We start from the raw sequence: 15,726 nt of genomic DNA on the forward strand, positions 1-15,726 counted from the left end.
AAGGCATTTTCTTTCATTTTGAATCCGCTGTTAAACTTAGCACAGTAGAAATTGATCAAGTACCCCAACAGAATACAAAAGCAATAAGGTAAAAAGCAAAAAAAAGCTACTCGATAAGGAGTAGCTTTTTTTTTATATATAAAAAGGGATTTATTTTTTTAAGTGTTTTCTATACTGAATAAAGGATAGCACACTGATTAGCGTTACAAATGCTAAGGACCACCAGATGATAGCAGGAGTAATTACTTTATCACCAGAAGCGTACGAGTGTAATCCGCTTAAGTAGAAGTTAACTCCAAAGTAGGTCATCATAATGGCGTAATAGGCGAATACACTGAATACGTTGAATAACCAAGTACCGCGCATGGCAGGCACTAAACGAGCGTGGATAACAAAAGCATAAACCATAATACTAATTAAAGCCCAGGTTTCTTTTGGATCCCATCCCCAATAGCGACCCCAACTTTCGTTGGCCCATTGTCCACCTAAGAAGTTTCCGATGGTTAGTAGTACTAAACCTACAGTCAAGGCCATCTCATTGATATACGTGATTTCCTTGATGTTTAGATCCATTTTTTTCTTGTTCTTACTATTGGTTAGAATCATTAGAATTAACGATACAATCCCTAGAATCATCCCCAAAGTAAAAGGACCATAACTACCAACGATAATGGCTACGTGGATAATTAACCAATACGAATCCAATACCGGTTGTAAGTTGGAAATTGCTGGATCCATATAGTTTAAGTGTGCACTCCATAAGATCATACCTGTAACAAAGGCTGTAGAGGCAATGGTAAGCTCTGATTTTCTACCAAAGTAAAGTCCAAATAAAGTAGTTGCCCAAGCAACATAGATTACCGATTCATAGGCATCACTCCAAGGAGCGTGTCCTGAAACATACCAACGTACAGCTAAACCTAAGGTGTGAGTAACAAAGAGGATAAGCGTTAAGATATGACCTAGTTTGATCATCTTACTGGCAAACTTACTTTGTTTTAAAATCGTCCAAATAATAAAGATAAACGAAAGAACAGCAGCCAACATATAGTATTTATACAAGGCTTTAAAAATATCGTATTGATTGTATAAAATCTCAAATTTAATTTTGTTATCTGACGGCATAACACTTTTTCCATACGAGTGTTGGAACGTATTGATGTGTTCTAAATACTCGTTTGCTTTCGCGTAACTTTGTGTTTGTTTTGCTTCAAATAAAGCAGGAACATACATGCGAGAAAGAATGTTTTTTGTAAAGGTAGAATCCATTCCCGTCATCCCTGATTCATTTAACTCCAAAGGAGAAATCCATTTGTCGTTGTCGTGTTGAGGGATAGGGAAGATGGTTAAAATTCTCCCTGTAAAAGCTGCATTTAATAAAGCGACCTTGCCATCAAGATCCAAGTAATCCTTTTGGAATTGGTTCTTTACGCTAGCGTGGTTGGCTTCTTCTACGTATTTTAAAAGTTTGTAGTTTCCTTTGTCGTCAAAAAAGTCAACAAATGAAGCGTATTTACTACCAGCTTCTAAACCTAAAACTTCAACAATTTTATCATTTCCTCTTTTCAATTCAATAATGGGTGCGAAGTACCAGAAGTTAGGTGCTCCTTCCATTTGTTGAGCGATTGTAAACTGGGTGATAGACAAGAAAACTTGGTCAGGAGTTAATCCTTGATAGTTTTCTTTTTTATACACTTTTCTCAACAATTCTGAAGCGAATGTATTGATGGGTTTCATGCGTCCACCGTAATCTTGAATCACCAAATTACCAAAGTTAGCGGCGTGTTCTTTGTCGATGACGTTGGCGTGAATAATGGAGTCAATAACTGCTGCAGAAGGTTTAGCAGGTGCGTGTAAGTGCTGTGCAGAAGCTCCTAAAGAGAATAAGAGAACTAGAGCCGTTAGCATTCCTGCTTTCTTCTCTCTAATTTTATCTAATTTGCGTCTCAAATCAGCGAAACGCGAATTTTTGTCAAATAAAATCCAAATTAAACCTACATATAAGAAGAAGTAACCGATATATGTAATCCAAGTTCCCCAGAAATCGTGGTTTACAGATAAAATTGTTCCTTTTTCATCTGGGTCAAATTGCGCTTGGAAGAAGCGGTATCCTTGATAATCTAAAATATTGTTCATGTAAATACGCGCATCAAAAGAGTTTTCGCCATCTAAAACCGTTACTTGGCTTTCAAAAGCAGAGTAGCTCTTTTCAGTACCTGGATATTTGTCTGCGATAAATTTATTCAGGCGTATTTGGAAAGGAGTTGTGTAAACCTTACTACCATACAGCAAGGTGAATTCTAAATCACCCAGTTGAATCGCTTGAGGTTCGCCCATTCTTCCTGCTTTTCCTTTTAATACAACGTCTTTTTCTTGACCTTGAGCGCGAACAGTCACAATCAAAGCATCCGTAGTCATCTGATCTTTGAAATCACCATTTGAAGCAACAGTGGTTTTTCCTTTCATCGGTAGTTCAGGCAATACAAATTGCGTACCCGCCATGGTGTAAAGAGAACGGAAATTTAAAGGTTGTTTCTCATTGGCTGTTACATTTCCTGTAGATTGATCAGCCATGACCATATAATTTCCTTCAAAAGGAGAATTGATAAAGAATTCACCATTTTCGGAGGTAATGTTGATGGCGCCTTCTGTAGGAGCGTTATAGCCGAATAAAATACCGTGAATACTCGCTGCTTTTCCTTCTTCTAGGTAGTGTTCATGACGTTCACCATCACCAGATTCAACGAGTTTCAAGAAGTTTGTTCCGTTTGGATCTGCTTCGATTACCTCTTCAGCAGCCATTACAAAGTCTTTGTATTCAACTTCAAAGGGAATACCATTGAAGTCTTTTTTCATTTTGAAGTGGTTGTTCGTTACTTGAGAGAAGTATTGATCCATTTCAAAAGTACGTCTTCTTGTTTCTCCTTCATATTCCCCATCAGCCATAACTGTTAAGAACGTCTTATCTGAGAATATGCTATCTGCCGTTTCCCCTTCGCGAATAGGCATCATACCTTCAAAACTGATATAGCGCGTAATAAAGGCACCAATCATGATTAAAATAAAGGCGGCGTGTAACATAAGGGTTGCCCATTTCTCTTTGGACAATAAGCGGTAGCGCTTGATATTTCCTATAAAGTTAAGTAGGAAAATGAACATAATTAACTCAAACCATTTGGTGTTATAGATAAGAATCCTAGCGGTTGTCGTATTGTAGCGATCCTCAATAAAAGTTCCCAGGGCAAGGGCTACTGCAAATACAATGAAAAGAACAGCCATTAATCGGGTTGAGGAAAAAAAAGATATGATTTTTTTATCCATGAGTTGTTGATACGTTGTTTTTATAATGGAACAAAAATAACCAAAATGCCCAGTAAATGGGTATATTTAACTTATTATTTAGGTTTGAAAATAACTTTTTTTATGCGTAAAAAAAATTAAATTTGCACAGATCTTTACCTCATGTGATCGATGATTAAAAAATCAACAAGGTTTGGTCGCTATTTAGTGAATTAATAAAAAATTAACCATGCCAAAAATCTCTCAAAAAGGCATCGACATGCCTGAGTCTCCGATTAGAAAATTGGTTCCTTTTGCTGAAAAAGCAAAACAAAAAGGACATTATGTTTATCACCTAAACATTGGTCAACCTGATATTAAAACGCCAGTCGACGCTTTACAAGCAGTAAAAGATGCAGATATTAAGGTTCTTGAATACAGTCATTCTGCAGGTTTTGAAAGTTATAGAATCAAATTAGCAAAGTATTATCAAGCACACCAAATTGATGTGAATGCCCAGGATATTATCATCACAACGGGTGGGTCAGAAGCTTTGATGTTTGCTTTGGGGAGCACGATGGATCCCGGTGATGAAATTATTATTCCAGAACCTTTCTATGCTAACTACAACGGATTCTCAATTTCAAATGGTGTTACCATTGTTCCGGTGATGTCGACGATTGATACAGGATTTGCTCTACCGGCTATTAGTGAGTTTGAAAAATTGATTACGCCCAAAACAAAAGCAATCTTAATTTGCAATCCAGGCAACCCTACGGGATACTTGTATTCAGAAGAAGAAATGAAGCAATTGGCTGCTTTGGTTATTAAGCACGATTTGTTTTTAATTGCCGATGAAGTGTACCGTGAATTTGCGTATGACGGATTTAAACATATTTCTGTAATGAGTATGCCAGAATTAGCCAATAACGCGATTATGATTGATTCAGTGTCTAAGCGTTATAGCATGTGTGGGGCTCGTATCGGATGTATTGTCTCTAAAAATAAAGAGGTAATGGATGCAGCAATGAAATTTGCTCAAGCGCGTCTTTCTCCTCCTACCTTTGAACAAATTGCCGCAGAAGCAGCTTTAGATACCCCTCAATCGTATTTTGATGAAGTAATCACAGAGTACAGAGCGCGCCGTGATGTGTTTATTAAAGCACTACAAGAAATCGATGGAGTAGAAGTAACCGTTCCGAATGGTTCTTTTTACTGTGTGGCTAAATTCCCAGTGAAAGACGCCGATCATTTTGCGAAGTGGTTACTAGAAGACTACGACCTAAATGGGGATACGGTAATGATTGCTCCGGCAGCTGGGTTCTATTCTACACCAGGCGTAGGATTAAACGAAGCGCGTATGGCTTATGTATTAAAGAAAGAAGATTTGATTCGCTCAGCCGAAGTTTTAAAAGAAGCTTTGAAAGTGTATCAAACTATCGAAAAATAATTTCCTTTAGAAGAATTTAGACAAAACCACGTTTCGACGTGGTTTTTTTTTGGCTTTATCTAAGATATAGCTGTGAATAACTGTTCTTGTTACTAGCTCCCTATTTGCGTTTCCTTAGTACCAAGTTTTGATTCCTCTTTCTTTTTGCTCGACCTATCCTCGACTTTCCCTGGAGAATACGGGGAAAAACAGCCTTTTTGTCGAAGGCTTGTCCAAGGAATGTCCAAGGTGCCTTCAGGCTAATGGAATTACACTCAAAGCTTACCTAAAAGCAACACTTAGCACACGCTGTGTTTCTTTTTTTTTGCTTTTTTGTAAGGGCTTTTTTGTTTTTTTGCTTCTTCGCTTTTTTGTATAAATTCTCAATATTTAGAATTCTCACTTTCTTTCTTCTTTCCTATTTTATATTTTATTTTGGAGTTCGATGAATCTACACTTCGTTTCGATTTCACCATCTCACCATCTCATCATCTTACCATCTCATCATCTTACCATCTCATCATCTTACCATCTCATCATCTTACCATCTCATCATCTTACCATCTTACCATCTCATCATCTTACCATCTCATCATCTCACCATCTCATCATCTCACCATCTCATCGTCTCATCATCTCATCATCTTACCATCTCATCATCTTACCATCTCATCATCTTACCATCTCATCATCTTACCATCTCATCATCTTACCATCTCATCATCTCACCATCTCATCATCTCATCATCTCACCATCTCATCATCTCACCATCTCACCATCTCACCATCTCACCATCTCACCATCTCACCATCTCATCGTCTCATCATCTCATCATCTCATCATCTCATCATCTCATCATCTCATCATCTCATCATCTCACCATCTCACCATCTCATCGTCTCATCATCTCACCACCTCACCACCTCACCACCTCACCACCTTACCATCTTACCATCTCATCATCTTACCATCTCATCATCTTACCATCTCATCATCTCATCATCTCACCATCTCATCATCTCATCATCTCATCATCTCACCACCTCACCACCTCACCACCTTACCATCTTACCATCTCATCATCTTACCATCTCATCATCTCATCATCTCACCATCTCATCATCTCATCATCTCATCATCTCATCATCTCATCATCTCATCATCTCACCATCTCACCATCTCATCATCTCACCATCTCACCATCTCATCATTTCACCATCTCATCATCTCACCACCTCACCACCTCACCACCTCACCACCTCACCACCTCACCACCTCACCACTTCACATTATGCGACATACTATACTATTTGTTTTGACGTAATAGGAGTTTAGTAAACACGACTCAAATGAAAAATACGCACAATAAAGCGCGCTATAAGAGTATTAGGTGGTTAAATGTGTCTAGTGTTTAAAAAAATAAGAAAGTCGCTTAACGGGTAAATATGAAGGTTGTTTTTTTAGTAGGAGCGGATTAAATGCTACTTTGGGGTTAAAAAGACAGTGGAAAAGAAAAAGTGAATGGATGGTTTTTTATGCAAATGGAAGAAGAGGTGATTTTCGAATAATATTCAGTTATTGTCCATGTTTACCGCTTTAGTATTCTGTTTTTGTCAATGAAAAAGAGCATGTGTTCTCCTCTGCTACTCTTTTGAATAAGTAAAAAGGACAATGGAGAATTTAATTATATGATTTATATCATGTTTTAGCACTTTTTTTTAGTGCGTATAGAAAATGAAACAACAAATGTCTTTTGTTTTTTGTAAAGTATTGATTGTTATGTTTTTAGATTGGATTCAATTTATTGGAACGTCGTCCTTGCTAATAAAATGAAACGCAATATATATATATAATGTGGATTTTTGTTATAGAAAAATAATAGCGTGAGAAGCGTCTAGTGACTTCAGGTTTTTTTTGTTTTAAGACGAATAAAAAATGAAAGGGATGTTTTGAGAATAGTAAAAGTAAAGTTGACAAATTGAAGTAATAAACGTTAGGAATACTTTATAGCTTCAATTGTTGAAAATATACAGAATAAGATTAATACGACACAAAATATTAAGTTATGAAAAAAAGACTAATACCAATTGCACTTGTAATGGGTGCAATATCAGCAAATGCACAGGTAGGTATTGGAACAGCAACACCGAATAAGTCTGCAGAATTAACTGTTCATGCAAAAGATGGAGATCGTGGGGTGTTGATTCCAAGTGTGTCTTTATCCGATACAAAAGATAAAGGAACAATTAAATCTGGAAACGTGAATAGCTTATTAGTATTCAATATTAATACAGCACAAGACGTTACGCCTGGGTATTACTATTGGTATATCGATAAGTGGGAGCGTTTGACAACAGCAAATGACATACCTGCTATTGTTGTAAATAACTTTGAAAATATCTTAAATATGGAAGGTGATAAGGTGACAAACCTTATCAAAAATATTGTTAGAAATACGGAAGGTAATGTAATTTATGAAGGGGATAAATTATATTACATCAATGCCGATGGAGACAAGGTTGAAATCAATTTTGGCGATATCGTTGCGGAGAATGAAAGTAAAACTGTTATTGTTTCTAATACATCAAAGAAACAACAGTATTATATTTCAGAATCGTATTTACAAGTTAACGACACTCCTACACAAGCAACAATTGATGCATGGACTGCAGGTACTATACCAGCAGGTGTGTATGCGATTGATGTAGTAGGAGGTGTTGTTAACAATTTTGAAGAAATTGTAAATAATGGTCCTATTAATGTAGACGGACGTACGTTCCCTACAATTAATGACTACATCACGTATTTAACTGAAAGTACAGGTGGGTTTACTAAGATTGTTTACGATCCAACAACGGGGGATGCTATTTTTCAAGAATGGAATGAAGCTACAAATAGTTGGGTAAATGTAAACAATGCTAAATTCAAAAAGATTGTTACAGATAATGAGAGTAAAACAGTAATTGTTTCTAATACATTAAAGAAACAACAATACTATATTTCTGAAGCCTATTTACAAGCAAATCAATTGCCTACACAAGCGACAATTGACGCTTGGACTGCAGGGACTGTACCAGCAGGAGTATATGCGATTGACGTAGTAGGAGGGGTGATAAATAACTTCCAAGAGTTTGTTAACCACGGACCTATTACTGTAGATGGACGTACGTATCCAACAGTAAACGATTATATTACTTATTTAACGGAAAGTACTGGTGGATTTACAAAAATCGTTTACGACAGCCAAAATAGAAATGCAAGTTTCCAACAATGGGATGAAGCTACAGGTGGCTGGGTAAATGTAATCAACAGCAAATTCAAAAAAATCATTACAGATAATGAGAGCCAAACGCAAATCATTACGGTAAATGGTAAACAATATTACGTATCAGAGGCTTATTTAGCTGCAAATGACGGAGTAGTTCCTACAACAGTAGATCCTACAAACTTACCAGCAGGTATTTATGCGATAGATGTAGTAGGAGGTGTTGTAAATAACTTTGAAGAGATCGTAAAGAACGGTCCAATCACAGTTGATGGACGTACTTATCCTACAATTAACGATTACATCACGTATTTGACAGAAACTACGGGTGGATTTACCAAGATTGTTTACGATCAAACAACAGGAGATGCGATTTTTCAAGAATGGGATGCTTCTACAAATTCATGGGTAAATGTAGATAATAGCAAATTCCAAACGATTGTTACTGAAAACGAAACGGTTACTGTATTAGTTAAAAATACAAACGGAACGTTTACGTACTATAACGAAAACGAGATTGATGCAAACGGTCAACCAAAAGCTGGTGCGACAGGTGTAACGATTGATCCAGCTTTAGTTATTGTAGAAGATAAGTCTAAATCAGAAGGTAAATACATTTTTAAAGATTCTGAAGGAAATGAAATCGCAACGATTGACATCAATTCAGATAATATTCTTTACGACAATACAGATTCAGGTCTAACATCAACGAATGTAAAAGACGCTTTAGATGAATTAGCCAATACAATTGCAACGTCAAAAGGAGACTTAACTATTGCAGGTGGATTAGAATTCACAGGAGGAACAGATGGAGCAGCAAAATTATTAGCTGACGCTGGAATCCAAATTGCAGATGGTGGAGTATCAACCGATAAAATTGCAGACAAAGCGGTTACTTCAGCTAAATTAGATGGAGGTCAAGGAGTTGATGGACGTGTAGGTGTAGCGGGTGCTGATGGAACTATCACATACAAAACACTAGACGAAGTAGTAAAAGCAAACGAAACAGTTACGGTATTAATTGAAAATACAAACGGAACGTTTACATACTACAACGAAAGCGAGATTGATGAAAACGGTCAACCAAAAGCTGGTGCGACAGGTGTAACGATCGATCCAAAAGAAGTATCAGTTGCTTTAAATCCAACAACTAACATCTATGAGTTCAAAAACTCAAACGGAGATGTAATCGGAGAAATTGACGCTAACGCTAATGCAATTACTTTCGATGACTCAACAACAAACCTAAACGTTACAAACGTACAAGGAGCGATTGAGAAGTTGTTAGAAAAAATCACAACGATTGAAGGAACAACAGGAGACTTAACTATTGCAGGTGGATTAGAATTCACAGGAGGAACAGATGGAGCAGCAAAATTATTAGCTGATGCTGGAATTCAAATTGCAGATGGTGGAGTATCAACAGATAAAATTGCTGACAAAGCGGTTACTTCAGCTAAATTAGATGGAGGTCAAGGAGTTGATGGACGTGTAGGTGTAGCAGGTGCTGATGGAACTATCACATACAAAACACTAGACGAAGTAGTAAAAGCAAACGAAACAGTTACGGTATTAGTTAAAAATACAAACGGAACGTTTACGTACTATAACGAAAACGAGATTGATGCAAACGGTCAACCAAAAGCTGGTGCGATAGGTGTAACGATTGATCCAGCTTTAGTTATTGTAGAAGATAAGTCTAAATCAGAAGGTAAATACATTTTTAAAGATTCTGAAGGAAATGAAATCGCAACGATTGACATCAATTCAGATAATATTCTTTACGACAATACAGATTCAGGTCTAACATCAACGAATGTAAAAGACGCTTTAGATGAATTAGCCAATACAATTGCAACGTCAAAAGGAGACTTAACTATTGCAGGTGGATTAGAATTCACAGGAGGAACAGATGGAGCAGCAAAATTATTAGCTGACGCTGGAATCCAAATTGCAGATGGTGGAGTATCAACCGATAAAATTGCAGACAAAGCGGTTACTTCAGCTAAATTAGATGGAGGTCAAGGAGTTGATGGACGTGTAGGTGTAGCGGGTGCTGATGGAACTATCACATACAAAACACTAGACGAAGTAGTAAAAGCAAACGAAACAGTTACGGTATTAATTGAAAATACAAACGGAACGTTTACGTACTATAATGAAAACGAGATTGATGAAAACGGTCAACCAAAAGCTGGTGCGACAGGTGTAACGATCGATCCAAAAGAAGTATCAGTTGCTTTAAATCCAACAACTAACATCTATGAGTTCAAAAACTCAAACGGAGATGTAATCGGAGAAATTGACGCTAACGCTAATGCAATTACTTTCGATGACTCAACAACAAACCTAAACGTTACAAACGTACAAGGAGCGATTGAGAAGTTGTTAGAAAAAATCACAACGATTGAAGGAACAACAGGAGACTTAACTATTGCAGGTGGATTAGAATTCACAGGAGGAACAGATGGAGCAGCAAAATTATTAGCTGACGCTGGAATTCAAATTGCAGATGGTGGAGTATCAACAGATAAAATTGCTGACAAAGCGGTTACTTCAGCTAAATTAGATGGAGGTCAAGGAGTTGATGGACGTGTAGGTGTAGCAGGTGCTGATGGAACTATCACATACAAAACACTAGACGAAGTAGTAAAAGCAAACGAAACGGTTACTGTATTAGTTAAAAATACAAACGGAACGTTTACGTACTATAACGAAAACGAGATTGATGCAAACGGTCAACCAAAAGCTGGTGCGACAGGTGTAACGATTGATCCAGCTTTAGTTATTGTAGAAGATAAGTCTAAATCAGAAGGTAAATACATTTTTAAAGATTCTGAAGGAAATGAAATCGCAACGATTGACATCAATTCAGATAATATTCTTTACGACAATACAGATTCAGGTCTAACATCAACGAATGTAAAAGACGCTTTAGATGAATTAGCCAATACAATTGCAACGTCAAAAGGAGACTTAACTATTGCAGGTGGATTAGAATTCACAGGAGGAACAGATGGAGCAGCAAAATTATTAGCTGACGCTGGAATCCAAATTGCAGATGGTGGAGTATCAACCGATAAAATTGCAGACAAAGCGGTTACTTCAGCTAAATTAGATGGAGGTCAAGGAGTTGATGGACGTGTAGGTGTAGCGGGTGCTGATGGAACTATCACATACAAAACACTAGACGAAGTAGTAAAAGCAAACGAAACAGTTACGGTATTAATTGAAAATACAAACGGAACGTTTACATACTACAACGAAAGCGAGATTGATGCAAACGGTCAACCAAAAGCTGGTGCGACAGGTGTAACGATCGATCCAAAAGAAGTATCAGTTGCTTTAAATCCAACAACTAACATCTATGAGTTCAAAAACTCAAACGGAGATGTAATCGGAGAAATTGACGCTAACGCTAATGCAATTACTTTCGATGACTCAACAACAAACCTAAACGTTACAAACGTACAAGGAGCGATTGAGAAGTTGTTAGAAAAAATCACAACGATTGAAGGAACAACAGGTGATTTAACTGTAGCAGGTGGATTAGCCTTCACAGGAGGAACAGATGGAACAGCTAAATTATTAGCAGACGCTGGAATCGAAATCGCTGATTTAGGAGTTACCGCAGCTAAATTAGATGGTGGAAAAGGATTAGACGGACGTGTAGGTGTTGCTGATGCAGATGGAAATGTAACCTATGAATTGCTTGATACGGTAGTAAAAGCAAACGAAACGGTAACGGTATTAGTTAAAAACGGAAACGGAACGTTTACGTACTATAACGAAAAGCAAATTGGTACAGATGGTCAACCTTTATCTGGTGCGACAGGCGTAACGATTGATCCAAAAGAAGTATCGGTTGCTTTAAATCCAGCAACCAATGTATACGAGTTCAAAAACGCAAACGGAGATGTAATTGGAGAAATTGACGCCAATGCCAATGCAATTGCTTTCGGAGATATAAACTTTACGTCAACCAATGTGCAAGATGCTTTAGTTGAATTGCTAAGCAAAATTACAGCGGTTGAGGGGACAAAAGGTGATTTAACGTCAGCGTCTATTTATGTAGATGGTGGAGCAGATGCTTTATTGAAAGATGCGAAATTAGACCTTAAAGGAGGAGCGAAAGACGGACAAGTATTAGTGACGGTAACGAAAGATGTTGTTATAGGAAAAGATTCAAATGGTGATGATATCATAGAAAATCGCAAAGTAACAGAATGGCAAGATCCAAAAGAAGTGGTTGCTGCTACCGTAACTGCGAAGAATGGTATTACAGTAGTGAATGATGCGGCTGGAAACAGTGAGTTTAGATTAGGAGGGCCTTTAGATGCGGCAACCGTAATTACAACAACTGGAACTAATACCTTAGCAATTGCAGGATTAGACAACGTAACAACAAATCCAACAGCAAACAACTTAGTAATTGCAGATGCCTCTGGGGTATTAAAACAAACTTCGGCGAAAAACATGATCGAAGATGTGATTACAAAAGGTGATCTAGAAGCTAAAAAGCTAAAAGGGGTAGGAATTACCGTGACTGCTGGTGAAAATGCGGGTACGAATTTGAATACAGAAGTAGTGAGTTCTTTATTAAAAGACGTGACTTTAGGTATTGCAGACAAAGCGGTAACCGCAGGTAAATTAGACGCAGGAACAAGTACATCAGATGCACCACGTGTTGGAATCGCAGATCAAGATGGAAACGTAACCTACCAAGATTTACAAACGGTGGTGCAAGCAGAACAAAAAACAGTGGTACTTGAAGATGGTATCAATACGAAAGTATCAAGCCGTGTAGATGCAGCGAATCCAAACGAAACGATTTGGAAAGTAGATGTGGCAAACGCTGTGAAAACAGTAGCAACCGCAACCGCATTAGCAGCAGCAGACGCCGTGATATTGGTCGATGCAGATCAAGCACCAACAGAAGGTATTGTCATTACACTACCAACAGCAGACGCAAATAACAAAGGAAAAAAATACACTATTAAAAAACTAGACACGAACGAAGACGGTTATGTGGTTGTTGCAGGGAACATCGGAGGATTAAACGGTAAAAAGCTAGAAACAGGCTTACCATACTCAGGATGGGACTTCGTATCAGATGGTACACAATGGCAAATCGTTAACAAATTTTAATCACCTTACTCAAACAGAAATTTATCATGAAAAAAATTATATTATCAGCAGCAGTAGCTTTTACAGTATTAACAACAACAAACGTTGTGGCTCAACAAGGATTTGGAACCAACACACCGGACCGTTCCGCTGCTGTAGATATCGTGTCTAGCAAAAGAGGTTTATTGATTCCTAGAATTGATTTAACAAAAACAACAGAAGCGGGACCAGTTTCTAAACCAGAGAATGCATTATTCGTATACAATAAAGCAACAGCGAATGACGTAACGCCAGGTTTCTATTACTGGGAAGCATCGACTGCAGCAAACGCTAAAGAACAAGGATTAGGTAGATGGGTGCGTTTTGTATCCTCTAACTCAGGAAGTGCAGTAACGGTTTCAGCAGGAACAAATGTTACGGTTACTCCTACATCTAACGGACACGATACAGATTATAACGTAAGCGTAAAAGGTGGTGCTGAAGCAGGACAAGTATTAGTTACGAAAATAGAGGTAATTAATGGTGAGACTGTTCACACAACGCAATGGGTAAACCCACAGGATTTTATCAACGGATCGGTAGTTGGTGAAAACGGTATTACAACTGATATCCAAACTGTAAATGGTAAAGAGGTTGTAACTGTTGGATTAGGTGGAGCTTTAAATACAGCTACAACAATCGAAACAACAGTTGATGCAAATGGAAAACCAGGAAACACCCTAGCAATTACAGGTTTAGAAAAATTAGATGGTTCTACTGGAAAAGAATTTGACGCAACTACACAAAATATTGTGATTATGGGGGCAGATGGAATTCTAAAAGTAGTTACACCAGAAGAATTGTTGGATAAAGCAATTGAAGGTGGTGAAATCGATGGAAAAGCATTGACTTCTGGTTCAATTACAATTGGAGCCAATGGAGCTAAATCACTTTTAAAAGACGTGAATATTGAAATTACCCCTGGTGATACAGCTGGAAAAGTTTTAGTGACAAAAGATGATAATGGAACTAAATCAACAGAATGGGTAACTCCAGGAGATCTTGGAAATACAGTAACAGCATCGAACGGTTTAACGAAAGATACAAACAATGATATCGCTTTAGGTGGTGATTTAGGTAAAGCGACTGCTATTAAAACAACTCCAACAAATACGTTAGCAATTGAAGGTTTAGTAGAACTAGATAAAACGAAATTGGCAGGTAACAATGTTGTTATGGCAGGCGCTGATGGAGTATTAAAAGAAACTTCAGCAAAGAACTTAATCGAAGATGCGATTGATGGTGGACTTGATGCTAAAGCATTAAAAGGAGACGGAATTACCGTTACAGCTGGTGGAGTTGTTGGAACAGATTTAGCAGTAGCGAACGCTCTATTAAAAGATGTGACTTTAGGTATTGCTGAAGGAGCGGTAAGTACAAGTAAAATTGCAGATGGAGCGGTTACCAATGGCAAAATTGGTGCAGGAGCAGTAACAGCAGATAAAATGGTAGCTAAAAATACGGCTGCTGATATTAATAATGTAACTCCAGGTTATGTTCCTGTTGCTAATACGGATGGAACAGTGACGTACCAAAGTGTATCTTCTGCTATCGGTAAAGATTTAAAAACGGATGGTAAGATTGTAATTGGAGATAATGCATCTGCTGTACAACTTGCAGAAGGTGTTGTTTTAGTTGAGACTCATTTAAGCATCAAAACAGGAAGTATTACATCAAATGAAATTGCAGACGGAACAATTGCAAATGTTGATTTGGGAAGTCAAGTGGTTTCTGCGGATAAAATGACATCAAATACGACTGCGAATGGAACAGCAACTCCTGCGGGAGAAGGACAAATTCCAGTAGCTGATGGAAATGGTGGAGTAACATACCAACAAGTAACAGGAGAGTTGTTAAACGGTAAAGCCTTAACTTCTCCAACAGGATCAATTAGCGTAGTTGGTGGAAATAAAGCGGTATTAGACGGAACTACAATTGATATTCAAGGTGGTACTGCAAAAGGACAAGTATTAGTTACAAAAGAAGTAATAGATGGTACTACTACTACGTATGTTACAGAATGGGTAACTCCAGAAAGTTTAGGAAATACAGTAACAGCTTCTAATGGTTTAACAAAAGACGCTGCTACAAATAACATCACTTTAGGTGGTGCAATTGATACACCAACAACATTGGCGATTGACAATACAAAAGGTTCTTTAGCAATCACTGGATTGGGAACTGCTGCAAAAAATCAAACAAATAAAACAGTTGTCGTTCAGGCAGATGGAAAATTAGCTACGATTGATACAGCAGCTGGAAATGTGACAATCAACCAAGGTGGACCTGTTTCTGTTTCAGATAATTCAGTAGTAAACAACTACCACCCTTCAATGAGTGAAATTGTAATTGAAGTTACTTTAGTTGACACAGATACAAACTTAAGTTTACCAGTGGTAGACGGTACTGAAGGACAAACCATCAGTGTGAAAATCGCAAATCTAAACGAAAATCACGCAGGGTATTTGAACATCAAATCAGGAACTGAAGTATTAGCGTATGGAGCAATGCCTCACCAAGGATGGATTATCAAATCGAATGGAACGAAATGGATCGTTGTAGGTCGTAACTAACAAAAAACAAAAA

General features: G+C 37.7%; 4 protein-coding genes. 3 read left to right on the forward strand and 1 reads right to left on the reverse strand.

Annotated elements, in window-relative coordinates:
- Positions 1-150: 150 nt before the first annotated feature.
- On the reverse strand, positions 151-3,321 hold the full coding sequence (gene ccsA / locus FBR08_RS11900; RefSeq protein ID WP_158962911.1) for a cytochrome c biogenesis protein CcsA: 3,171 nt from the start codon (positions 3,319-3,321) through the stop codon (positions 151-153).
- A gap of 208 nt (positions 3,322-3,529) precedes the next feature.
- Between ccsA and FBR08_RS11905 the strand changes: the two genes are divergently transcribed.
- The 3 genes from FBR08_RS11905 (at position 3,530) to FBR08_RS11915 (ending at position 15,713) form a co-directional block, all read left to right on the forward strand.
- Positions 3,530-4,729 (forward strand): pyridoxal phosphate-dependent aminotransferase, encoded by a 1,200-nt coding sequence (locus FBR08_RS11905; RefSeq protein WP_158962912.1) that lies wholly within the window; start codon positions 3,530-3,532, stop codon positions 4,727-4,729.
- Between the two features lie 2,045 nt (positions 4,730-6,774).
- Complete coding sequence (locus FBR08_RS11910; RefSeq protein ID WP_158962913.1) at positions 6,775-13,122, forward strand: beta strand repeat-containing protein; 6,348 nt, start codon at positions 6,775-6,777, stop codon at positions 13,120-13,122.
- 26 nt (positions 13,123-13,148) lie between these two features.
- Positions 13,149-15,713 (forward strand): beta strand repeat-containing protein, encoded by a 2,565-nt coding sequence (locus FBR08_RS11915; protein ID WP_158962914.1) that lies wholly within the window; start codon positions 13,149-13,151, stop codon positions 15,711-15,713.
- Positions 15,714-15,726: the final 13 nt, after the last annotated feature.

It is taken from the genome of Myroides fluvii (genome assembly GCF_009792295.1).
Taxonomy (GTDB): Bacteria; Bacteroidota; Bacteroidia; order Flavobacteriales; family Flavobacteriaceae; genus Flavobacterium; species Flavobacterium fluvii_A.